Below are 21,964 nucleotides of genomic sequence, written 5' to 3'. Positions count from 1 at the left end.
GCCCCCTTTCAGATCAGTTCTTTGACCGCTGCAATGACCCGGTCACAGTCCTCCTCACTCAGGTTGGTGGAGCAGGGCAGGTTGACGATGTAGCGGCGGTAGGCCAGCGCCTTGTCCAGATCATAGGCCTCATTGCGCGGATAATCCGCCTGCTCGTGGATCAGCGCCCAGACCGGACGGGTCTGGATCTGCTTGGCCTGCAGGGCGGCGATCACGCTGTCGCGCTCCAGCGGGGTGTCCTCCAGGTACAGGCTGTAGAACCAGTGGTTGGAGCGCACGCCGTCGGCCTCCTCCTTGAAGGGCAGGATGCGCAGGCCGTGGTAGCCGTCCAGCGCGCTGCGGTACTGGTCGTACCGGGCCTTCTTGACGGTGATGAAGTCCTCCAGCCGTTCCAGCTGTGCCAGACCCAGACAGGCCTGGACGTTGGTCATCCGGTAATTGTAGCCCACCTCGTCATGCAGGAACTGCAGCAGGTCGGCCTTGGCCTGGGTCGAGAGATGCTTGGCATGCTCGGCCCAGTCGGGATGGTTGGAGACCAGAAAACCGCCGGCGCCGGTGGTGATGATCTTGTTGCCGTTGAAGCTGTAGCAGCCGATGTCGCCCATCGTGCCGGCAAACTTGCCGGCCAGAGGCCCCGCGGTGTAGCGGGTGCCCAGCGCTTCGGTGGCGTCCTCGATCAGGGTCAGCTTGTAGCGCCGTGCAATGTCCAGCAGGCGGGGCATATCCGCCATGTTGCCGAAGACGTGCACCACGCCCAGCGCCGCCACATGGGCGCCGGTGCGGTTGTTGTACAGGCCGTCCTCCCGCAGCGTGCAGTGGTTGGCGCAGAAATCCTCCACGCCGTCCGGGTCGATGCACAGCGAATCGTCACAGCCGATGAAGATCGGCTCGGCGCCCACATAGCGGGTCAGCGGGTTGACGGCGGCAATAAAGGTCAGGGTAGGAACAAGAACCTCCTCGCCGGGGCGGATGCCCGCGGCCATGGCGGCAAGATGCAGAGAGGAAGAGCCGCTGTTGGAAGCAACGGCACGGGGCATGCCCACATAGCGGGCCAGAGCCTCTTCAAATTCGCCGACCTTGGCACCGCTCGTGGAGACCCAGCCGGAGGTGATGGCCTCGGCGGCATAGGCGGCTTCTTTGGCGCCGAAGTTCGGCACCGACAACGGGATGAAACCAGACATTTGAAAACCTCCCGGAAATCACTTTCTTATATTCCCCAATATTATACGACATTCCCGCACAAACGGCAAGAGAAACCTTGCCGTGCACCCGGCGCTTTCCGCCGCCCGGACAGACAAAAAGCGACGCTTCCTTTTTATGGAAAGCGTCGCCTGGAATCAGGTTATCTGCGGGCGGCGTCCTGCAGTGCCAGGACTTCCGCCTCGGTCAGTTCGCGCCATCTGCCGGGCGCAAGATCCGGGTCGAGCGAGACAGGACCGATGGCCTCCCGGTGCAGCCCGTTCACGCCGGCATCGTAGACGCCGAACATCCGCTTGATCTGGTGGTATACCCCCTGGTGCAGAATCACCCGCACCAGGCAGGGGTCGTCGGGGTCAGCGGGCCGGACTTCCGCCGGGGCCAGCGTCTGCCCGTCCGCCAGCGTGACCCCGGCAGCAAAGCCGCGGCACATCGCTTCGGTCAGCGGGGTGTCCAGCGTGACCAGGTAGGTCTTGGAGACATGCCGCCCCGGCGCCAGAATCTCATGGGCAAAGGCGCCGTCGTCGGTCAGCAGCACAAACCCGGTGCTGGTCTTGTCCAGCCGTCCGGCAGGAAAGAGCTGCCGCCGCGGAAAGTCCTCCCGCACCAGATCCACCACCGTTGTGTCCCGCCGGTCCTGCGCCGCGCTCACAACCCCCTGGGGCTTGTTGAGCATCAGGTAGACGTACTTGCGGTAGGACCCCGCCAGCGGACGGCCGTCCACCGCCACCCGGACCACGGACTCCTCAAGACGGGTGTCGGCCTTGCGGCAGACGGCGCCGTCCACCGTCACCCGGCCCGAGGCCGCCAGCTTGCGGCTCTCGCCCCGCGTTATGCCCAGCCGCTCGGCCAGGTAGCGGTCCAGCCGCATCATGCGTCACCGCCGGCCGTGATGGCGGCGGTCTTGCCGCGGGTCACCCGCAGCAGATCGGCGGGCGCACATTCAATCTGGGTCCCGATCCGTCCGCCCGAGACCAGCATCGTCGGCTGTGCCAGGCAGCTCTCGTCAAACACCGTGACGAACTGCTTCTTCATGCCCACCGGACTGCAGCCGCCCCGGATGTAGCCGGTCACCCGGTTGATATCCGCCACATGAATCATCGCCACACTCTTCACCCCGACGCTGCGGGCGGCCTTTTTCAGGTCCAGCTCCGCGAGCACCGGAATCACAAACACATAGAACGCCTTGTCTGCCCCCTGGGTGACCAGCGTCTTGAACACCCGCGCCGGGTCCTGCCCGGTCAGCCGGGCCACCGAGGCACCGTCCACGGCGGTGCCCTCCTCGTGGGGATATTCGTGGGACTGGTAGCTGACTTTGGCCCGCTCCAGCATCCGCATCGCGTTGGTCTTGGCTTCTTTCGACATCTGAATTCCTCTCTTTTCCGCTTAGGATGTGCCTATTATAGGCCCGCGGAAAAAGAATGTCAAAATAATCATTGACTTCAATGCTTTAATGTGCTAAACTATACGGCAGCAAGAGGACAAAACACTGTGGGAAAGAGGAGAGATCCACCATGATTATTGTATTGAAACAGCAGGCACCCGAGGCCAAGGTAAAGGAATTCTGTCAGGAACTGCGGGGAATGGGATTTGAAATCAACGACTCGGTCGGACATGACACCCATATCCTCGGACTGATTGGCGACACCAAAGCGCTGAGCGAGAGCTGGGTGCTGGCGAACCCCGTCGTCGAGACCTGCCGGCGGGTGTCCGAGCCGTACAAGAAAGCCAACCGCAAGTTTCATCCCGACGATACCGTGGTGGAAGTGGGCGGCAAGGTCAGGATCGGCGGCGGTCACTTTGCCGTGATGGCGGGCCCGTGCAGCGTCGAGAGCCGGGAGCAGATCACGATGGTGGCCCAGCGCGTCAAGGCGGCGGGGGCCAGCATCCTGCGGGGCGGCGCATTCAAGCCGCGCACCTCGCCGTACAGCTTCCAGGGACTGCGCGCCGAGGGCCTGACCCTGATGACCGAGGCCCGTGCCGTGACCGGTCAGCCGATTGTGACCGAGCTGATGAACAACGAGCATATCCCGCTGTTTGAACAGGACGGTGTGGATATGATCCAGATCGGCGCGCGCAATATGCAGAACTTTGAACTGCTCAAGGCGGTGGGCCGCACCCGGATTCCGGTGCTGCTCAAGCGCGGGCTTTCCTCCACGCTGGAGGAGCTCGTCATGAGCGCCGAATATATCATGGCCGAGGGCAACCCCAACGTGGTGCTCTGCGAGCGCGGCATCCGCACCTTCGAGACCAGCATGCGCAACACGCTGGACATCTCGGCGGTGCCGATGCTCAAAAAGATGACGCATCTGCCGGTGGTGGTGGACCCCAGCCACGCGGCAGGCATTGCCTTCATGGTGCCCAGCCTGGCCAAGGCGGCCGTCGCGGTCGGGGCGGACGGCCTGATGATTGAGGTCCACAACGACCCCGCCCGCGCCAAGAGCGACGGTGCCCAGAGCCTGACGCCCGACCAGTTCGACGAGCTCATGGCCACCATCCGCCCCGAACTGGAATTCTTCGGCAAAAAGCTGAACTGAGGGCGGACCGAATTCTTACGACATTCTCTTTCCTATCCCAAAAGGCGCTTTCCCGCATCAGCGGGAAAGCGCCTTTTTTTGAATGAGTCAGCGGCGGGCTGTCTTGTGGTGCAGCGCCTCCGACATGACGGTCATCAGAACCAGCAGCACGGCCAGGAACCAGGGGAACAGGGCCGGGGAGACGTGCTGGGCCAGCAGACCGAAGACGGGCGGCATCAGACAGCTGCCCGTGTAGGCGGCGGCCATCTGCACACCGGTCATCGACATGCTCAGCGCCCGGCCGAAATTGTCCGGCGTCTCGTGGATGATGCAGGGAAAGACCGGCGCACAGCCGAGCCCCACCGTGATCAGGCCCAGGAACAGCGTCGTGTTGCCCGTCGGCAGCAGCATCAGCACCAGCCCCACGGCGATCAGCAGCTGACCCAGCCGGATCATGCCGCGGTCGTTGAGCTTGATGGTCAGAAATCCGCAGAAAAACCGCCCGATCGTGATGCCCGTATAGAACAGGCTGGCCCACCGCGCCGCGGTGCCGGCGTCAATGCCGCGCGCCAGCGTGCAGTAGCTGGCCGCCCACATGCCGGCCGTCGATTCCATGGCACAGTAGCAGAAAAAGCAGATCAGCACCTCGGGCACACCGGGAATCCGGATCAGCTGCGGCAGGGACCGGTGTTCCGGCTCAAAGTCCAGGCTGCCGGCGGCGCCGTCGGGACGCTTCCAGAGGGGCAGACTGGCCACCAGCACGAGCGTCAGCACGATCTGCAGCAGACCGATGACCCGGTAGCCGCTCTGCCAGCCCGGGCCGGCCAGGGCGCGGGCCATCAGGATGGGCCCCAGACTGGCGCCGATGCCCCACATGCAGTGCAGCCAGCTCATGTGGCGGCTCTTGTAATGCAGCGAGACATAGTTGTTCAGCGATGCGTCCACACTGCCCGCACCGAGACCGTAGGGGAACGCCCACAGACAGAGCTGCCAGTAGGACCGGCACAGCGAAAACCCGATCAGCGCCACGGCGGTCAGACCCACGCTGCAGACCGTCACGCCGCCGGTGCCGAGCCGCAGGTTGAGACGGTCGCTGGACAGCGCCGAGACAATCGTGCCTGCCGCAATGATCATCGAGATGGCGCCCGCCCAGGAAAGCTCGGCACCCATCGTGGGGTACATGCTGGGCCAGGCGGCACCCAGCAGCCCATCCGGCAGGCCGAGACTGATGAAGGCCAGGTAGATGATGGGCAGAAGTAAAGATGCCATAAACATACCTCCTCAAGGCAACGTAACCTTCATTATACCATAGCAGGGGAAAAATGGAAGAATGTCCCCGGCAAGCCCGGTCAGAATCGGACCAGATCGACGGACAATGGCATCAATCTTGCGCCGTTGCGCTTTCGACGGCAATCGTTCAAAAATTATTCAAATCTTTATGGTATCTTAATCATGGGGCATTTTCGGCAATCTTTTCAGGAAAGCCGTCTTGCAAATTCCGCTCCAAAGCGCTACAATAAAACGAATTGTCTTTTTTGTATCTTAATCTTATCTGAATGGGAAGACCCATTCGTTGATCCACCCGGGAGGTTTCCGCATGAGAGTCGGCCTGGACATCGGTTCCACCACGATCAAATGCGTTGTTCTCAACGACGCCGATCAGATCATTTATTCCACATACGAACGCCATTACAGTCATATTCTGGAAAAGGGGCAGGAGCTGCTGCGCCGCGTGGCCGAGGACTATGTCCCCGGCGGCCGGGCGCTGCTGGCCATTTCCGGTTCGGCAGGCATGGGCCTGGCGGACAGCTGCAAGGTCCCCTTTGTGCAGGAGGTGTTCGCCACCCGCGTGGCGGCCAACCGTCTGGCACCCGGAACGGACTGCATCATCGAGCTGGGCGGTGAGGATGCCAAGATCCTCTTCCTGACCAACGGCACCGAGGTCCGCATGAACGGCAGCTGTGCCGGCGGCACCGGCGCCTTCATCGACCAGATGGCTACGCTGCTCAAGATGAGCGCCGACGAGATGGACAAGGCGGCCCAGAAGGCCACCCGTACCTACACGATCGCCAGCCGCTGCGGCGTCTTTGCCAAGAGCGACATCCAGCCCCTGATCAACCAGGGCGCGCTGCCCGGCGACATTGCCGCGTCGATCTATCAGGCCGTCGTCAACCAGACCATTGCGGGCCTGGCCCAGGGCCGTCCGATCAAGGGCAACATCCTCTATCTGGGCGGACCGCTGACCTTCTCGACGGTGCTGCGCCGCAGCTTTGACGAGACGCTCCACGTCAAGGGCGTCTGCCCTGAAAACAGCCTGCTCTATGTGGCGATGGGCGCCGCCTTCTACGCCGATCAGGAATTCGATCTGCGGGACGTGGCAAAGCGCCTGGACGAGTACAGCGCCACGGCCACCTATGTGAGCCTGCCGCCGCTGTTTGAAAACAAACAGGAGTACGAAGAATTTCATGCCCGTCATATGAAGGCGTCGGTGCCCTGCGTGCCCTTCGGCGCGGACTGCGGCCCGGTCCATATCGGCATTGACTCCGGCTCCACGACGATCAAGCTCGTCGTCATCGACGACAACAAGCAGATCCTCTTCACGAGCTACCAGCCCAACCTGGGCAACCCGCTGCCCCTGGTCCGGGACACGCTGCTCAAGATTTACCGCGAGCATCCCGGCCTGCAGGTGGCCAGCGTCACGACGACGGGCTACGGCGAGGACCTGGTCAAACACGCCTTCCACTGTGACCGCGGCCTTGTCGAGACCGTTGCCCACTTCACGGCGGCCAAATACTTCATGCCGGATGTGGACTTCATCATCGACATCGGCGGCCAGGACATGAAGTGCTTCAAGATCGAGGACGGCGCCATCAGCAACATCTTCCTCAACGAAGCCTGTTCCTCGGGCTGCGGCAGCTTCCTGCAGACCTTCGCCCAGGCGCTGGGCTACGATGTCAAGGAATTCGCGGCGCTGGGCCTCTTTGCGGACCGCCCCGTGGACCTGGGCAGCCGCTGCACCGTCTTTATGAACTCCAGCGTCAAGCAGGCCCAGAAGGACGGCGCATCCATCGAGAACATCAGCGCCGGCCTGTCCATCTCGGTGGTCAAGAACGCACTGTACAAGGTCATCCGCGCTTCCAGCCCCGAGGAGCTGGGCCGCAACATCGTCGTGCAGGGCGGTACCTTTTATAATGAGGCCGTTCTCCGCGCCTTTGAGAAGGAGATGGGCGTCCATGTCATCCGTCCCGACATTGCGGGCCTGATGGGCGCCTACGGTGCGGCGCTGTACGGCAAAAACCACACCAAGCCCGGCACCCGCAGCACGCTGCTCAATCAGGAGGAACTGGAAAACTTTGCCGACAAGGTCAGCAACGTCCAGTGCAACGGCTGCGGCAACCACTGCCAGCTCACCGTCAACACCTTTGCGGACGGCAAGCGGTTCATCTCGGGCAACCGCTGCGACAAGCCGGTCACCGGCAAGGCCACCAACGAGGACCTGGACCTGTATGCCTACAAGCTCAAACTGCTGCTGGACTACAAGCCGGAAAACCTCGAACAGTCCCGCGGTACAATCGGCATTCCGCTCTGCCTGAATATGTACGAGCTGCTGCCGTTCTGGCACACCTTCTTCACCAGACTGGGCTTCACGGTCAAGGTCAGCCCGGTTTCCAACCGGCAGATCTATCAGGAAGGCCAGGCGACCATCCCCAGCGATACCGCCTGCTTCCCGGCCAAGCTCACCCACGGCCACATCGCCGAGCTGTGCAAGATGGGCGTGGATGCGGTGTTCTATCCCTGCATGAGCTACAACATTGACGAGCATCTGGGCGACAACCATTACAACTGCCCGGTGGTCGCCTACTATCCCGAAGTCCTTGCCGGCAACTGCCCCGAGCTGGCCGGCACCAAGTTCATCTACGAGTACATCAACCTGGCCCGCCGCAAGGACTTCACCAAGCGGTTCCCGGCCATGCTGGACAAGTATTTCCCCGGCATCCCGGCGCGGGAAGTCCATGCGGCCATCGACGCCGCCTATGCGGAGTATGAGCGCCACATGACCCAGGTGCGCACCAAGGGCGCCGAAATCATTGCCCGCGCACGGGCGGAGCACCGGCATATTATTGTATTGGCGGGCCGTCCCTACCATGTGGACCCCGAGGTCAACCACGGCATCGACAAGCTGATCATCCGGCAGGGCGCCGCGGTGGTCACCGAGGACTCGGTGAGCTGCTACGAAGAAAAATTCGCCACCTCGGTGCTCAACCAGTGGACCTACCACAGCCGCCTGTATGCGGCGGCACGGTACTGCACGACCCAGCCCGATATGGACCTTGTGCAACTGGTTTCCTTCGGCTGCGGCCTGGACGCCATCACCACCGACGAAACGCGGGAGATCCTGCAGGAGGGCGGCAAACTCTATACCCAGCTCAAGATCGACGAGATCACCAACCTGGGCGCCGTCAATATCCGGCTGCGCAGTCTGTTCGCAGCCCTGGAGGAGCGGCGCGAGGAGCGCGCCCGCCAAGCGGAGCAGTGACCGCCTCTTCTTGCAACACAACAGGGAGACTTTTGTATGGAATACATGACCCCGAATTTTACCAAGGACATGGTCAAGACCCACAAGATCCTGATCCCCAACATGGCCGTGACCCAGTTCCGCCTGATGCAGGCGGCGCTGGAATGCGAGGGCTACAACGTCGAGATCCTCGGCAACTGCGGCAGTGAGGTGGCTCAGCTGGGCCTGAAATATGTCCACAACGACACCTGCTATCCGGCATTGCTGGTCATCGGTCAGTTCATCGACGCCCTCAATTCCGGCAAGTACGATCTGGACCACACGGCGCTGCTCATCACCCAGACGGGCGGCGGCTGCCGTGCCTCCAACTACATCAAACTGCTGCGCAAGGCATTGGTCAAGTCCGGCTACGGCAACATTCCGGTGGCGTCGCTGAATTTCTCCGGCCTCGAGAAGGACAGCGGTCTGCCGCTGACCCTCACGCTGCTGCGCAAGGTCATTGCCTGCATCTTCTACGGCGACCTGCTCGTGGCGCTGCGCAGCCAGACCAAACCCTATGAGAACAAACCCGGCAGCGCCGATGCCCTGACCGAAAAGTGGATCGCCACGATCCAGGGCTGGATGCATTCCGGCATCAACTACAACGCCCACGACATGAAGCGGCAGTTCCCGATCCTCTGCGCGTCCTATGCCTCCATCCCGGTCACCCGGGTCCCCAAGGTCAAGGTGGGCGTCGTCGGGGAGATCTACGTCAAGTACTCGCCCCTGGGCAACAACGACCTCGAAAAGTTCCTGGAAAACCAGGACTGCGAGGTCAACCTGCCCGGTCTGATGGGCTTTGTGGAGTACTGCATCGCCAACATGACGCTGGATGTGACGCTGTACGGCGGCAACAAGCTCAAGGCACACACCACCGACGCCCTGCTCAGCTGGCTGGATTCGGTCGGCTGTTCGATGAACGACGCACTGCGCAGCCATGGCTTCTATGCGCCGGGCTCCTTCCGCGAACTGATGAAGAAGCCCGAGGGCATCATCAGTCTGGGTGCCAAGATGGGCGAGGGCTGGCTGCTCACCGCCGAGATGATCGAGCTGGTGGAGGGCGGCTACGGCAACATCGTCTGCGCCCAGCCGTTCGGCTGCCTGCCCAACCACATTGTGGGCAAGGGCATGATCAACCAGATCCGCGCCCGGTATCCCCAGGCCAACATCACGCCGGTGGACTATGACCCCAGCGCCACCCGCGTCAACCAGGAAAACCGCATCAAACTGATGCTGGCGGTGGCCAAGGAGCGGCTGACCAATCCCGTCGAGCCGCAGCCCGTCACCGCCGAGGAGCTGGCCGGCGGTGCCCCCACCGTCGAGACCCGCATCCCGGCAGCCCTGTAACACAATACAAAACGCCCGTTCCGGCAAAGCACCGGAACGGGCGTTTTTCGTTTCTTCAGGCAGCGGTACGGCGGTACAGGCGGAGTACCAGGGCTGCGGCGGCGACCAGCAGCACCGCAATCAGCAGTTCGCAGGTCAGCAGGGGAAGCACACCGCACTGGTACAGCGCCGCCGGCACATCCAGCACAGCGTGCAGAACCACGGCACCTACGAACCAGCGGCGGGAGAGCCGCCCCGTCACCACCATCCAGACCAGCATCGAGAGCGCCAGCTGCATCCCCATTGCCATCAGCCGTTCGACGCCGCCCAGCAGGAACAGCGCCGGCGCGGTCTGCTGCAGGGCCGAAACCTGGGAGAGCAGCGTCTGCATCTGGGCATCGGTCAGACCGGAGACCGATTTGGCCAGCTCGCCGCTGTTGATCACATAGAAGGTTACCAGCGTCTGCCAGGCGGGGTAGACGCCCAACAGCAGCAGCTCGACGCCGCCGTGGCCGATGCCGTAGGCAAAGCCGGTGCGGGGACCGTTGTCACCCCGGCAGAGCCGCCGCAGTCCGACCAGGCGGGCGGTCTCCTCAAAGATGCCCGCTGCCAGCGATGCGTAGAGCATGTAGGCCACCGGATGGCTGGTCAGATCGGGGAAAGCCCCCAGCACCAGCGAATGGAGCAGCTGTTCGAGCACCATCGCGCTGACAAAGAAGCAGACGGCGCCCATGCCGATGCACCGCCAGGCCGTCCGGTGACCGCGCACCGTGAAGAAGGTCAGCAGGGCAATGGCCACGGCCAGAATCAGCAGATTGGCCAGGGCAAACAGGTAGGAGGGCAGGGAAATCACTGCCTGGGAAAGATCCGTCAAGGGCATACCAGAACCTCATTTCCGGCTGCGGGGGCAGCCTTCCTTTTCTTTTGTTATACACGCCGCCGTCGGGCCTGTCAACCCTGCCGCTCACGCTGAAGCCCCGGGCAGCGTCGCAACGGCATCGCGCAGGATGACCAGCGGGTTTTCGCCCTGGTTGACATGCAGGCTGATGTAGGGCCGTCCCACGGCGTTGTACACCACGCGGTGGGGGAACGCATCCATCATGCCGCCCAGCTGGGTCGGGCCGACGACATCCGAGTAGAGGATCAGCCGGTCGCCCTTCTGGACGATCTCGACAATACCGGCGCGGGCCGCCGTGACGCGGACCAGCGAGACATCCACCAGCCCCTGGACACTGCGCGGCGGGTCGCCGTAGCGGTCGATCAGTTCGTCCAGCACATCCTCGGCATCCTCGCGGGTGTTGATGGCCGCAATCCGCTTGTAGGCCTCGATGCGTCCCGAGGCATCGGGAATGTATTCCTCGGGAAGATAGGCGTCCACCGTGATGTCCAGCAGACAGTCGCTCTTGTCCGGTGCGGCGGGCTCGCCGCGGGCGGCCGCAATGGCCTGGTTGAGCATCTTGACATACAGCTCGTAGCCGACGGCCTCCATGTGGCCGTGCTGGCTGTGGCCCAGCAGGTTGCCGGCGCCGCGGATCTGCAGATCCCGCATCGCAATGCGGAAGCCCGACCCGAAACTCGTGAACTCCCGGATGGCCGAAAGCCGCTTTGCCGCCACCTCGGTCAGCACCTTGTCGCGCTGGAAGGTGAAATAGGCATAGGCTTTGCGGTTGCTGCGTCCGACCCGGCCGCGGATCTGGTACAGCTGGCTCAGGCCCATCCGGTCGGCATTCTCAATGATCAGGGTGTTGCAGTTGCGCACATCGACGCCGGTCTCGATCAGGGTCGTGCAGACCAGCACGTCAATCTCGTTGTCCAGCAGCTGCTGCCATACCGAGGAGATCTGCTCCTCGGTCATCTTGCCGTGGGCGATGCCGATGCGGGCGCCCGGCACCATCTTGCCGACCTTGGCCGCGCACTGCTCAATGGTCTCCACCCGGTTGTACAGGTAGTACACCTGTCCGCCGCGGGCCAGCTCCCGGCGGATGGCTTCGGCCAGGATGCCCTCGTCGTATTCCAGCACATAGGTCTCGATGGGCTGCCGCTCAAAGGGGGGCTGCTCGATGGTGCTCATGTCCCGGATGCCCGACAAAGCCATATTCAGCGTGCGGGGAATCGGTGTGGCCGACAGGGTCAGCATATCCACACCGATGAAGTTTTCCTTGAGCTTTTCCTTGTGCTTGACGCCGAACCGCTGTTCCTCGTCGATGATGACCAGGCCCAGGTCTTTGAATTTCACATCGTCGGACAGCAGCCGGTGCGTGCCCACGACGATGTCCACCGTCCCGTCCTTGAGGCCGCGGATGGTCTCCTTCTGCTCCTTGGCGCTGCGGTAGCGGGAGAGCAGCCCGATGCGGATCGGGAAGGCCTCCATCCGGGCAATCGCGGTGTTGAAGTGCTGCCAGGCCAGGATGGTCGTCGGCGCCAGGATCGCGCACTGTTTGCCGCCCATCACACACTTGAAGGCGGCCCGCAGCGCAACTTCGGTCTTGCCCACGCCGACATCGCCGCAGAGCAGCCGGTCCATCGGCCAGGGCTGCTCCATGTCGTGCTTGATCTCCGCCGCGCTGGAAAGCTGGTCGGGGGTCTCCTCGTAGGCAAAGCGGCGCTCAAAGTCATTCTGCCAGGTATCGTCCGGCGGGAAGGCATAGCCCGGGGCCCGCTTGCGGCGGGCATACAGCTCGATCAGCTCCTTGGCCATCGCCTCGGTGGCGGCGCGGACCCGCTTGCGGGTCTTGTTCCACTCGCCGCCGCCCAGGCGGGACAGCTTGACGTTCTCGGAATCGCCGGGCGCGGTGTAGCGGCTCAGCAGGTCCAGCTGGGTGACCGGGACGTACAGCACATCCTTCTTGTCGTACTCGATGCGCAGATAATCCTTCGTCACGCCCTGCACGGCCATCCGCTGAATGCCCGCATACCGTCCGATGCCGTGGTTCTGGTGGACCACCAGATCGCCCGGCGTGATTTCGGTCAGGCTGTTCAGCGCGTCCTTGACCTTCTTGCGCTTTTTCTGGCCGGCACTCTGGTCCCGGCTCTCGCCGAAGGCCCGGCCGGTCAGCACAGCGCAGCGGGCGAAGGGATACCGGCACCCCGCCGAGAGATGCCCCGGCAGCACCTGCACCAGCCCGGGTGCGGGCTGGGCCGCCGGGTCGGTCGAGACCGTCAGCCCCTTGTCCATCAGGTCGCGGGCCAGGCCCGCGGCCGCACGCGCGGTGCCCACATACAGCGTCACCGCACAGCCTTCCTCGCACAGCGGCCGCAGGTCCTCCAGCAGACCGGCCACCTCGCCGTTCCAGGCGGGCAGCGTGTGGGCGGGCGCGTTGATGATCTCCTTGAGAGGCTGGTCCGGCATGCTGCGGGCAAAGTTCTCGGCACAGATCGTGCGGTACCGCCCGGTCTGGGTCCAGAGATACCCCGCATCGGCGTACAGGTTGTCCAGCCCCGCGCACAGCACACCCTCCTGCAGCAGCAGTTTCAGCTCCTCGCCCCGGCGGTAGGCCGTGGCCCGGTCGGCTTCCCGGATGGAGGCCGGTTCCTCCGCCACCAGGATCGGGTCCTCAAAATAATCCAGGATGGTGGCGGGGTGGGGATAGCAGACATCCAGATATTTGTCCAGGTCCACCGGCACGGCCCCGCCGTCCAGCAGGTCCAGGTCGGCCGCCATGCAGTCCGCCATGGCGGTCTTTTTCCGGCCGCGCTGCTTGTCCAGATACGCCCGCATCCGGCGGGCGGTGTCCTCCGGCGTGCCGAACAGCACCTCCCGCGCGGGGCTCAGATGAACCTTCTCCACGCTCTCCTCGCGGCGCTGGGTGGTCAGGTCAAACAGGTGGATGGTGTCCACCTCGTCGCCCCAGAACTCCATCCGGACGGGGGCCTTCATATCGGGGGCGTAGATGTCCACAATATCGCCGCGCACTGAAAACTGTCCGGGACCGTCCACCTGGGCACGCCGGGCATAGCCGGCCCCGAAGAGCAGCGCGAGCAGCTCGGCACGGGGCAGACTGTCGCCGGGACGGACCGTGCGGGTGTTGGCACAGAATTCCGCCCGCGGTGTGGTGTACTGGGTCAGCGCCTCGGACGGCAGACAGACGGCCTGCAGCCGTCCGCCCACCAGATCGCCGAGAACGGCCAGACGCCGGTACTCGTATTCCCGGGCGGTGCCCTCGATGGGCCGCAGGACATAGTCCCGGGCCGGGAACACCGCCGCAGACACCCCGAAGGTGTTCATGTCGGCGGCAAACCGGGTGGCCTCGGCCTCGCCGGGGGTGACGATGCAGAGCGGCCGCCCCATGGCATGGCACAGCGCGGCATAGACCTGGGCCCGGCCGACGGCCGGCAGGCCGAACAGCGCGCAGGCCCCCTTGCCGGACAGGGCATTGGTAAGTTTTTTGTATTCGCCGCTGGCGGCGAAAAGTGCTTCAAACATGATGAGCTCCTGATGCTTGCAGGTTGTGGGGATTCGGTGATATACTACAAAACAGGAATCGGGGAAACGGGAACGGTCCCGCCGGGGCCGCGGTTTCCCCCGCAATGGATGAGATACAATGAAGGAACATGCAAAAAATCTGGCGCTGGAAGAACTGCGTGTCCTGGCAGCGCTGATGGTGCTGGGGGTCCATGCCGGCCAGAAAGCCGGACTCGGCGGGATCACCGCCGTGGGGGCGCAGGGCGTCACCCTCTTTTTTATCCTCAGCGGATACCTGACGGCGGCCAGCCTGGAACGCCATCCCGACCCCCGCACCTATTATAAACGGCGGGCGGCGCGGATTTTGCCGCTCTACTGGCTGGTGCTGGTCCTGCGGTACCTCTATGACGCCGTGCGGTATCTGGCCTCCGGCATGACGGCGGCCCAGGTGTTCACCGGTCCGTGCGGGCCGGGCTATCTGCGGTATGTCTTTTTCCTGCAGCTGTGGCTGCCCAGCGATGACTGGATGCTCTGGAACAACCGCAATGTGCTGTGGACGATGAGTTCCTTTGCCTTCTTTTATCTGATTGCTCCGCTGCTGGCAAGGCTCTGCCGCCGGTTCTGGGGGGCCATGGCCTGCCTGCTTGTCTGTCTGGCCGGCAAGGGAATGCTGGGCAGCTGGGTGGAACGGAGCCTGGCCGGCTGGCCGGCCTCCGCCGACATCAGCGAATTCAGCGCCCGGATTCCGCCCATGACGCTCTACTGCTTCCTCTTCGGCATGGCGGCCTTTGCCGCTCTGCGGGAGGGCAGACAGTACCTCTACGGCGCATTCTGCCTGCTGCTGCCGGCACTGTTCGGGTTTGAGCGCTGCGCCTATGAGGGCGTCTTTACCGTGCTCGTGCTGCTGGCCGCCCAGGCACCCGGCGGGCTCTGGCCGTCCGCAGCGGCGGGACGCCCGGGGCGGGCGCTGCGCTTTCTCAGCGCGGGCAGCTTCTGGCTGTATCTGGCCCACCCGATGGTGCTGGATCTGCTGCCCAACGGCCGCACCGGGTGGCTCTGGTTTGCGGTGGTGCTGGCCGTCTGTCTGACGGTCTGCTACGCCCTCTATGCGCTGGCGGTCCGGCATCTGGAAGCCCGCTTCCGGCCGCAGGGATGACGATGATACAAAAGGGGAGACAGTCCGGCACGGCCGTGTCTGTTTCCCCCTTTTTCATTCAGTGATTGAAGCGGTTCTGCGCCTCGGACAGCTTGCCGTCCATCAGCAGCCGGCAGGCCTGTTCCACATCGGAATAGCGGTCCGCCACCAGCCGGGCATCCTCGGGCGGAAACTTGCCCAGCACCCAGTCGGCCAGATCGTAGTCGGGGCGCGGCTTGGCGCCCACACCGATGCGGATACGGAAAAAGTCCTCCCCGCCGGTGGAGGCAATGATGCTTTTCAGGCCGTTGTGGCCGCCCGCCGACCCGGACGGACGGATGCGCAGATGCCCCGGCTGCTGTGCGATGTCGTCACACAGCACGATGATGCGGCTGCGCGGGATCTTGTAAAAGGCTGCGGCCGGGGCGATGCTCTGACCGCTCAGATTCATGTAGGTCAGCGGTTTGAGCAGCATGACCCGGTGACCGCTCACCTCGGTGATGCCGTACAGCCCCTGCCACTTGGACTTGGAGATCTCGCATCCCCAGGCCCGGGCCAGACTGTCCAGCGCGGCAAACCCGGTGTTGTGGCGGGTGCCGTCGTATTTGGTTTCGGGGTTGCCCAGGCCGGCAATCAGCCATTCGGCGCCGGAACCCCCTGCAAAAATACCCATACGTTCCCTTTCCCTCATTCCTGCGCCCGGACGTTGCGGGACAGGCGCAGGAGACCGTTGCTCCCGGAATTATTTCTTCTTGTCGGCTTCCAGCTTCTGCTTCTTGGCGATGTATTTCTGAAGCTTCTTCTCGCCCCAGGCCGGAATCTCCACCTGCTTGGCGCGCTCAATGCCCAGCGCACCGTCCGGCACGTCGTGGCCGATGGTCGAGCCGGCCGCCGTGAAGGCGTGGTCGCCCACCTTGACCGGCGCCACCAGGTTGGTGTTGCAGCCGATGAAGGCATAGTCGCCGATGACGGTCTTGTACTTGCCCTCGCCGTCATAGTTGCAGGTGACGGTACCGCAGCCGAAGTTGCAGTACTTGCCGACCTCGGCATCGCCGATGTAGGTCAGGTGGCTCACCGTGTTGCCCTCGGCAAAGTTGGCGTTCTTGGTCTCCACATAAGCGCCCAGATGCACGCCCTCGCCGGTCACGGTGCCGGTGCGCACATGGGTGAACGGTCCGATCTTGTTGTTGGGGCCGAGATGGCTGTCATAGCACTGGCTGGCATTGACCGTCGTGCCGGCCTCCACCTCGGTGTTTTCAAGCAGCGTGTTGGGACCGATGACGCAGCCTTCGTGGATCACCGTCTTGCCCCGCAGGATGCACCCGGGCAGAATCTGCACTCCCGGTGCGATGACGACCTCGGGGTCAATGAAGACGTTGTCGCTGAGAAATTCCACCCCGTTTTCGAGGTGCTTTTCAAAGGTTTGCTCAAAAGCAGCTTTGGCTGCCAGATAGTTTCCTTTTGCAACAGACATGGAACAATCCCTCCTGGATCGCGTCCCGCAGGACGTTGTGAAAATAGCGGGTTTTATATTTTTTCCAAACTTTCTACCCATTATAATTTACCTCTTTTTTGGGCAAAGTGCAAGAGCTGAATGGGAAAATTTCGTCACTTTTTCAGCGAAATCATTCACTATTTTTTTAACAATGCACTGGAAATTCCGACAGCAGTCTGTTATAATGGACTTTGCAATAGATGTTGACTCTGTTTGCGGGTGTGCGCGGCACACCGGGAAGAAACCGTAATTTTGGAGGTAACCTATGAGCAAGAAGTATCTGTATCTGTTCAAAGAGGGCCATGATGCTTTCGGCGGCGACCAGACGACCATGAAGAACATTCTGGGCGGCAAGGGCGCCGGTCTGGCTGAGATGACCCACGCCGGCATGCCGGTTCCCCAGGGCTTTACCATCACCACCGAGGCCTGCACCCAGTACTATGCTGACAACCGCGAGATCAACGAAGAGATCAAGGCGGACATCTTCAAGTACATGGGCATTCTCGAGGAGCAGACCGGCAAGAAGTTCGGCGACATCGAGAACCCGCTGCTGGTCTCCGTCCGTTCCGGCGCCCGTCAGTCCATGCCCGGCATGATGGACACCATCCTGAACCTGGGCCTGAACGATCAGGCTGTTGAGGGTCTGGCCAAGAAGACCTCCAACCCCCGTTTTGCCTATGACTGCTATCGCCGCTTCATCCAGATGTACTCCGACGTTGTCATGGAGCTCGGCAAGAGCTTCTTCGAGGAGCGCATCGACGCCATGAAGGAGCGCAAGGGCGTCACCCAGGACATCGAGCTGGATGCCGATGACCTGAAGGAACTGGTCAAGGAATTCAAGGCCATCTACCTGGAGAAGCAGGGTGCCGAGTTCCCGCAGGACCCCAAAGAGCAGCTGATCGGCGCCGTCAAGGCAGTCTTCCGCTCCTGGGATAACCCCCGCGCCAATGTTTACCGCAAGATGAACGAGATCCCCTACGAGTGGGGCACTGCCGTCAACGTCCAGCAGATGGCGTTCGGCAACTCCGGCATGCGTTCCGGCACCGGCGTCGCCTTCACCCGTAACCCCGCCACCGGCGAGAAGAAGCTGATGGGCGAGTACCTGATCAACGCCCAGGGCGAGGACGTCGTCGCCGGCATCCGTACGCCTTCTCCGATCAGCAAGCTGCATGAGGAGATGCCCGAGGTCTACGACCAGTTCGTGGAGATCGCCACTCGCCTCGAAAACTACTACAAGGATATGCAGGACATGGAGTTCACCATCGAGGATGGCAAGCTCTTCATGCTCCAGACCCGTAACGGCAAGCGTACCGCCCAGGCTGCTCTGCAGATCGCCTGCGACCTCGTGGACGAGGGCGTCATCGACGAGCGCACCGCGGTGCTGCGTGTTGAGCCCAAGCAGCTCGACACCCTGCTGCATCCCCAGTTCGACGCCGCTGCTCTGAAGGCTGCCGAGGCAATCGGCAAGGGCCTGGCTGCCTCTCCGGGATCTGCCTGCGGCCGTGTCGTCTTCAGCGCTGAGGACGCCGAAGAGAAGGTCAAGGACCCCGAGTGGAAGAAGGTCGTCCTGGTCCGTCTGGAAACCAGCCCCGAGGATATCGTCGGCATGCAGGTTTCTCAGGGCATCCTGACCGTCCGCGGCGGTATGACCAGCCATGCGGCCGTTGTGGCCCGCGGCATGGGCACCTGCTGTGTCTCCGGCTGCGGCAACGACAACAAGGTTGCCATCGACTACGATGCCAAGACCATCAGCATCAATGACCATGTCTTCCATGAGGGCGACTGGATGAGCATTGATGGCTCTACCGGCAACATTTACGAAGGCCAGATCGCGACCGTCGCCTCCACCGAGAACGCCAACTTCAAGCGCTTCATGGCCTGGGCCGACGCTGCCCGCCAGATGAAGGTCCTGACCAACGCCGACAACCCGCGCGACGCGCAGAACGCTGTCGATATGGGCGCCGAAGGCATCGGTCTGTGCCGTACCGAGCATATGTTCTTCGCTGAGGACCGTATCAAGGCCGTGCGTGAGATGATCTGCGCCCGTACCGTGGAAGAGCGCAAGGTTGCTCTGGCCAAGGTTGAGCCGTATCAGGAAGCCGACTTCACCGCCATGTACCGCATCATGGGCGACCGTCCGATGACCATCCGTTATCTGGATCCGCCTCTGCATGAGTTCCTGCCCACCAAGCCCGAGGAGATCGAGGCTCTGGCCAAGGATATGGGCATGAGCACCGAAGAGCTGACCAACGTCGTTGTCAGCCTGCATGAGTTCAACCCCATGATGGGCCATCGTGGCTGCCGTCTGTGCGTCACCTATCCGGAAATCGCCGAGATGCAGACCAACGCCGTCATCAAGGCTGCGCTGAAAGTCTCTGCCGAGACCGGCAAGATGATCACCCCGCACATCATGATTCCTCTGGTGGGCGAAGTCAAGGAACTCAAGTTCGTCAAGGATGTCGTTGTCAAGACGGCCGACAAGCTGATTGCCGAGGCCGGTGTTGACATGAAGTACCAGATCGGTACCATGATCGAGATCCCGCGTGCTGCTCTGACCGCCGGCCAGATCGCCAAGGAAGCTGACTTCTTCAGCTTCGGCACCAACGACCTGACCCAGATGACCTTCGGCTTCAGCCGTGACGATGCTGCGAAGTTCCTGACCGCTTACTACGACAACAAGATCTACGAGAGCGATCCGTTCCAGCACCTCGACCAGATCGGCGTTGGCCGCCTGGTCAAGATGGCTGCCGAGGATGGCCGTGCGACCAACCCGAACCTGGGTCTGGGCATCTGCGGCGAGCACGGCGGCGACCCCAGCAGTGTCGAGTTCTGCCACAACGTTGGCCTGGACTACGTCTCCTGCTCTCCCTACCGTGTGCCCATCGCTCGCCTGGCCGCTGCTCAGGCAGCAATCAAGAATCCTCGGAAGTAATTCCGTCGGACTCTTGGAGCTCACGCTCAGCTTAGAGGATGCGCAAGCATTTCAAAAAGCACACAACAGCGTGATAAAACCAAGCCGATGGCGTGATATCGACTTGGAAATCTACCTGTAATACGCCAATCCCCCCTGCTACTGATTTCAGTTGCAGGGGGATTTTTTATGCCTACTTTTTGTTCAAAAGACGATTTTGGAACCGGAAAATCTGGAAATTCTTAAAATGTACCCGGTTTTTCGTATACATTTTTGGGCACAAAACGCCTCTTGCAAGCCTTATTTTTACCAAGAAAGGAAGCGTATTGTCATGGCAGAAAACCAAGTCCAAAAACCACCGGCTGAAAAAGTAATCGCTCTTTCAGCCAGTCTGCTGGAACCCTTTCAGGGGCATCCCTTCCGGGTGGCCAGCGGCGAGGAGATGGAACAACTGAAGGAGAGTATCCGGGAGTACGGTGTCCTCTCACCGCTGCTGGTCCGCCCCCGTGGGGATGGCCGCTACGAGATTGTCAGCGGACACCGCCGCAAGGCCGCCTGCGAGGCTCTGGGCATCACCGAACTGCCGGTGCTGGTCCGGAATGTGACTGACGACGAGGCGGTGATCCTGATGGTGGACAGCAACATCCAGCGGGAGCATATTCTGCCCAGCGAAAAGGCGTTTGCCTATAAGATGAAGATGGAAGCCATAAAACATCAGGGCAAAAGGCCCGAGCTAACTTCGGCCCAACTTGGGCCGAGGTTGAGCAGTGAAATAGTAGGACAAGCGGCTGGTGATAGCCGGAATCAAGTAAAGCGATATATCCGTTTGACCTACCTGATCCCTCCCATCCTCCAGATGGTGGACGAATACCAGATCGCCTTCAATCCAGCGGTGGAGATCTCCTACCTGACCGAGGAGCATACTATGTATCTTTCGGCGCGGGCTCCCGTCGTTGGGAAGATGCACAGCAATACGGTTTTATCTCTGGTGGCGGAGGCGCTTGGTACAGTCAGACACTGAATATGTTAGAACCAGGTGACCGCGTATGGGTCAACATTCCTCAAACTGGGTTTGTAGGTGTAGGTATCGTGGATGAGCCGGCCGCTCTGGCAAAAGATATCCGCTTTCAGGTGGAAGGTCAAGAAAAAGGAGTGGCAGAGTTACCGCTTAAGGGACAATATCTATATAATGCTGGCGACCCTGAAAAAGCAGAGTACATAGTGAAAGTGCATTGGCTGAAAACTGTGTCAGTTGCCAAGGCTGTAAAGGAGACTGGTTTCTTTGGCAATCAAAATACGGTGTGCCGTCCACAAACGGAAAAATGGAACTTTACCGTGCGGCGGTTGAAGGAAATCTGGCATATCGAAGACTAAAGGAAGATCAGAATATGTTTACAGTGGATGTACAGCAACAGCTGCAATACTATGTATACCGCTTGATTGATCCCAGAAATGGCCAGACATTTTATATTGGCAAGGGAAAGGGAAACCGAGTGTTCGCCCATGTGCAAGGGGCGCTAAAAGGATTCTGGGAAGAAGAGGAAGATGAGGTCTCGGCTAAGATTCAGCAAATCCGAGATATTCATGCCGCAGGGCTTTCAGTGATCCATGTGATTCAGCGCTTTGGTCTGACTGAAAAAGAGGCCTATGAGGTGGAAGCTGCCTTGATTGACTGCTTCCCCGGGCTGACAAACTTACAGCGAGGGCATGGAGACGACAGGGGAGTATGTAATGCGGACGTGCTCCAAAGAGAATTATCTTGCGAAGAGTTCCAAGAGCGAGAAGATTTAGATTATTTAATCATAAAAGTCAGCAAGGAATCCGTGGAAGCAAATAACGGTAGTGTTTATGACGCGGTTCGCCGATATTGGAAAGTTCGCATGGAAAAAGTGAGACATTACCCCATAGTATTGGGAGTAGTACATGGGATTGTCCGCGGGGTATTTGCGGTAGATCATTGGAGAAAACCTCAGGGCAGAGCAGACGGACGTTTGGAGTTTGTGGGCAAACCGGCGCCGAACGAGTTAATGGTGTACTTTTTGAATAAAAGAATCCCAGAACGGTATCGAAAAAAGGGGTTGGCATCACCGGTCTTGTATCATAGCCGGAGACAAGATGAGTACTAGTGAACAGGAAAAGTAAGTATTCATGCCTAATTGGCCAAACGGTCGAACGCCTTCCAATGTTGACAATGTATGAAAAGCATAAGGAATACGGCCATGGTGGTAACAAAATCGTTTTGATCTAAGACCCGGAACTGGGGCATATAGAGCCAGTAGTTGCGGAACTCTGTGCTGTCCCGGTCCTCCCGGTCCATCACCGGAAAATCATAGGCTGCCACATTCTCTCGGTCAAACTCATAGGGCTCACCAGCCTCTTCTGCCAGCAGCTCGGACACCAGGTCATAGGCATCCAACTGCATCACTT

At 61.3% G+C, this 21,964-nt stretch carries 16 protein-coding genes and 1 pseudogene; 8 read left to right on the top strand and 9 right to left on the bottom strand.

Going from position 1 to position 21,964, the window contains the following annotated elements:
- Nucleotides 1–8: 8 nt before the first annotated feature.
- From U0L91_RS00805 to ybaK, 3 genes are all read right to left on the bottom strand, one after another.
- Nucleotides 9–1,181, bottom strand: coding sequence for a LegC family aminotransferase (locus U0L91_RS00805; RefSeq protein ID WP_330044043.1), 1,173 nt, complete (start codon nt 1,179–1,181; stop codon nt 9–11).
- 161 nt (nt 1,182–1,342) lie between these two features.
- Nucleotides 1,343–2,068 (bottom strand): pseudouridine synthase, encoded by a 726-nt coding sequence (locus tag U0L91_RS00800; protein WP_330044088.1) that lies wholly within the window; start codon nt 2,066–2,068, stop codon nt 1,343–1,345.
- The gene (gene ybaK / locus U0L91_RS00795; protein WP_330044042.1) at nt 2,068–2,562 is read right to left on the bottom strand and encodes a Cys-tRNA(Pro) deacylase; all 495 of its coding nucleotides are present in this window, start codon (nt 2,560–2,562) and stop codon (nt 2,068–2,070) included. Before ybaK ends, U0L91_RS00800 begins: the two co-directional genes overlap by 1 nt.
- A 149-nt stretch (nt 2,563–2,711) precedes the next feature.
- Between ybaK and aroF the strand changes: the two genes are divergently transcribed.
- Nucleotides 2,712–3,734 (top strand): 3-deoxy-7-phosphoheptulonate synthase, encoded by a 1,023-nt coding sequence (aroF, locus tag U0L91_RS00790; RefSeq protein ID WP_330044040.1) that lies wholly within the window; start codon nt 2,712–2,714, stop codon nt 3,732–3,734.
- A gap of 87 nt (nt 3,735–3,821) precedes the next feature.
- Here the strand turns inward: aroF and U0L91_RS00785 are convergent, their stop codons facing one another.
- Nucleotides 3,822–4,982 (bottom strand): MFS transporter, encoded by a 1,161-nt coding sequence (locus tag U0L91_RS00785; protein ID WP_330044038.1) that lies wholly within the window; start codon nt 4,980–4,982, stop codon nt 3,822–3,824.
- A gap of 328 nt (nt 4,983–5,310) precedes the next feature.
- On the opposite strand from U0L91_RS00785, the gene U0L91_RS00780 reads away from it, so the two are divergent.
- Both U0L91_RS00780 and U0L91_RS00775 read left to right on the top strand, forming a co-directional pair.
- Nucleotides 5,311–8,250, top strand: coding sequence for an acyl-CoA dehydratase activase (locus U0L91_RS00780; protein WP_330044036.1), 2,940 nt, complete (start codon nt 5,311–5,313; stop codon nt 8,248–8,250).
- A gap of 36 nt (nt 8,251–8,286) precedes the next feature.
- Entirely contained in the window at nt 8,287–9,615 is a 1,329-nt protein-coding gene (locus U0L91_RS00775) for a 2-hydroxyglutaryl-CoA dehydratase (RefSeq protein ID WP_330044034.1), read from the top strand.
- Nucleotides 9,616–9,670: 55 nt separating this feature from the next.
- Here the strand turns inward: U0L91_RS00775 and U0L91_RS00770 are convergent, their stop codons facing one another.
- Both U0L91_RS00770 and mfd read right to left on the bottom strand, forming a co-directional pair.
- A complete protein-coding gene (locus U0L91_RS00770) occupies nt 9,671–10,474 on the bottom strand; it encodes a YhfC family intramembrane metalloprotease (RefSeq protein WP_330044031.1) in 804 nt (267 codons plus the stop codon).
- An 84-nt stretch (nt 10,475–10,558) separates the two neighbouring features.
- Nucleotides 10,559–14,017: a transcription-repair coupling factor gene (mfd, locus tag U0L91_RS00765; RefSeq protein WP_330044029.1), complete on the bottom strand. Its 3,459-nt coding sequence runs from the start codon at nt 14,015–14,017 to the stop codon at nt 10,559–10,561.
- Between the two features lie 118 nt (nt 14,018–14,135).
- On the opposite strand from mfd, the gene U0L91_RS00760 reads away from it, so the two are divergent.
- On the top strand, nt 14,136–15,152 hold the full coding sequence (locus U0L91_RS00760) for an acyltransferase family protein (RefSeq protein ID WP_330044026.1): 1,017 nt from the start codon (nt 14,136–14,138) through the stop codon (nt 15,150–15,152).
- Nucleotides 15,153–15,210: 58 nt separating this feature from the next.
- On the opposite strand, the gene pth is transcribed toward U0L91_RS00760, so the two are convergent.
- A complete protein-coding gene (gene pth / locus U0L91_RS00755; RefSeq protein WP_330044025.1) occupies nt 15,211–15,804 on the bottom strand; it encodes an aminoacyl-tRNA hydrolase in 594 nt (197 codons plus the stop codon).
- A 69-nt stretch (nt 15,805–15,873) separates the two neighbouring features.
- Entirely contained in the window at nt 15,874–16,605 is a 732-nt protein-coding gene (locus U0L91_RS00750) for a UDP-N-acetylglucosamine diphosphorylase (protein ID WP_330044023.1), read from the bottom strand.
- A 286-nt stretch (nt 16,606–16,891) separates the two neighbouring features.
- Here U0L91_RS00750 and ppdK point away from each other — a divergent pair, with 286 nt between their 5' ends.
- From ppdK to U0L91_RS00730, 4 genes are all read left to right on the top strand, one after another.
- Nucleotides 16,892–19,558: a pyruvate, phosphate dikinase gene (gene ppdK, locus U0L91_RS00745; protein ID WP_330044021.1), complete on the top strand. Its 2,667-nt coding sequence runs from the start codon at nt 16,892–16,894 to the stop codon at nt 19,556–19,558.
- 310 nt (nt 19,559–19,868) lie between these two features.
- Nucleotides 19,869–20,558, top strand: a complete 690-nt coding sequence (locus U0L91_RS00740) for a ParB/RepB/Spo0J family partition protein (protein ID WP_481804511.1) — start codon at nt 19,869–19,871, stop codon at nt 20,556–20,558.
- Between the two features lie 68 nt (nt 20,559–20,626).
- Entirely contained in the window at nt 20,627–20,911 is a 285-nt protein-coding gene (locus tag U0L91_RS00735) for a hypothetical protein (RefSeq protein WP_330044019.1), read from the top strand.
- Between the two features lie 14 nt (nt 20,912–20,925).
- Nucleotides 20,926–21,663: an LEM-3-like GIY-YIG domain-containing protein gene (locus U0L91_RS00730; RefSeq protein WP_330044017.1), complete on the top strand. Its 738-nt coding sequence runs from the start codon at nt 20,926–20,928 to the stop codon at nt 21,661–21,663.
- Nucleotides 21,664–21,689: 26 nt separating this feature from the next.
- Here the strand turns inward: U0L91_RS00730 and U0L91_RS00725 are convergent.
- Nucleotides 21,690–21,964 (bottom strand): annotated as a pseudogene (locus U0L91_RS00725) (hypothetical protein); the annotation flags it as partial.

Origin of the sequence: Gemmiger sp., from assembly GCF_036306485.1 — a bacterium.
Lineage (GTDB): Bacteria > Bacillota > Clostridia > Oscillospirales > Ruminococcaceae > Gemmiger.
This window is presented reverse-complemented; position numbering and strand designations above follow the sequence as displayed.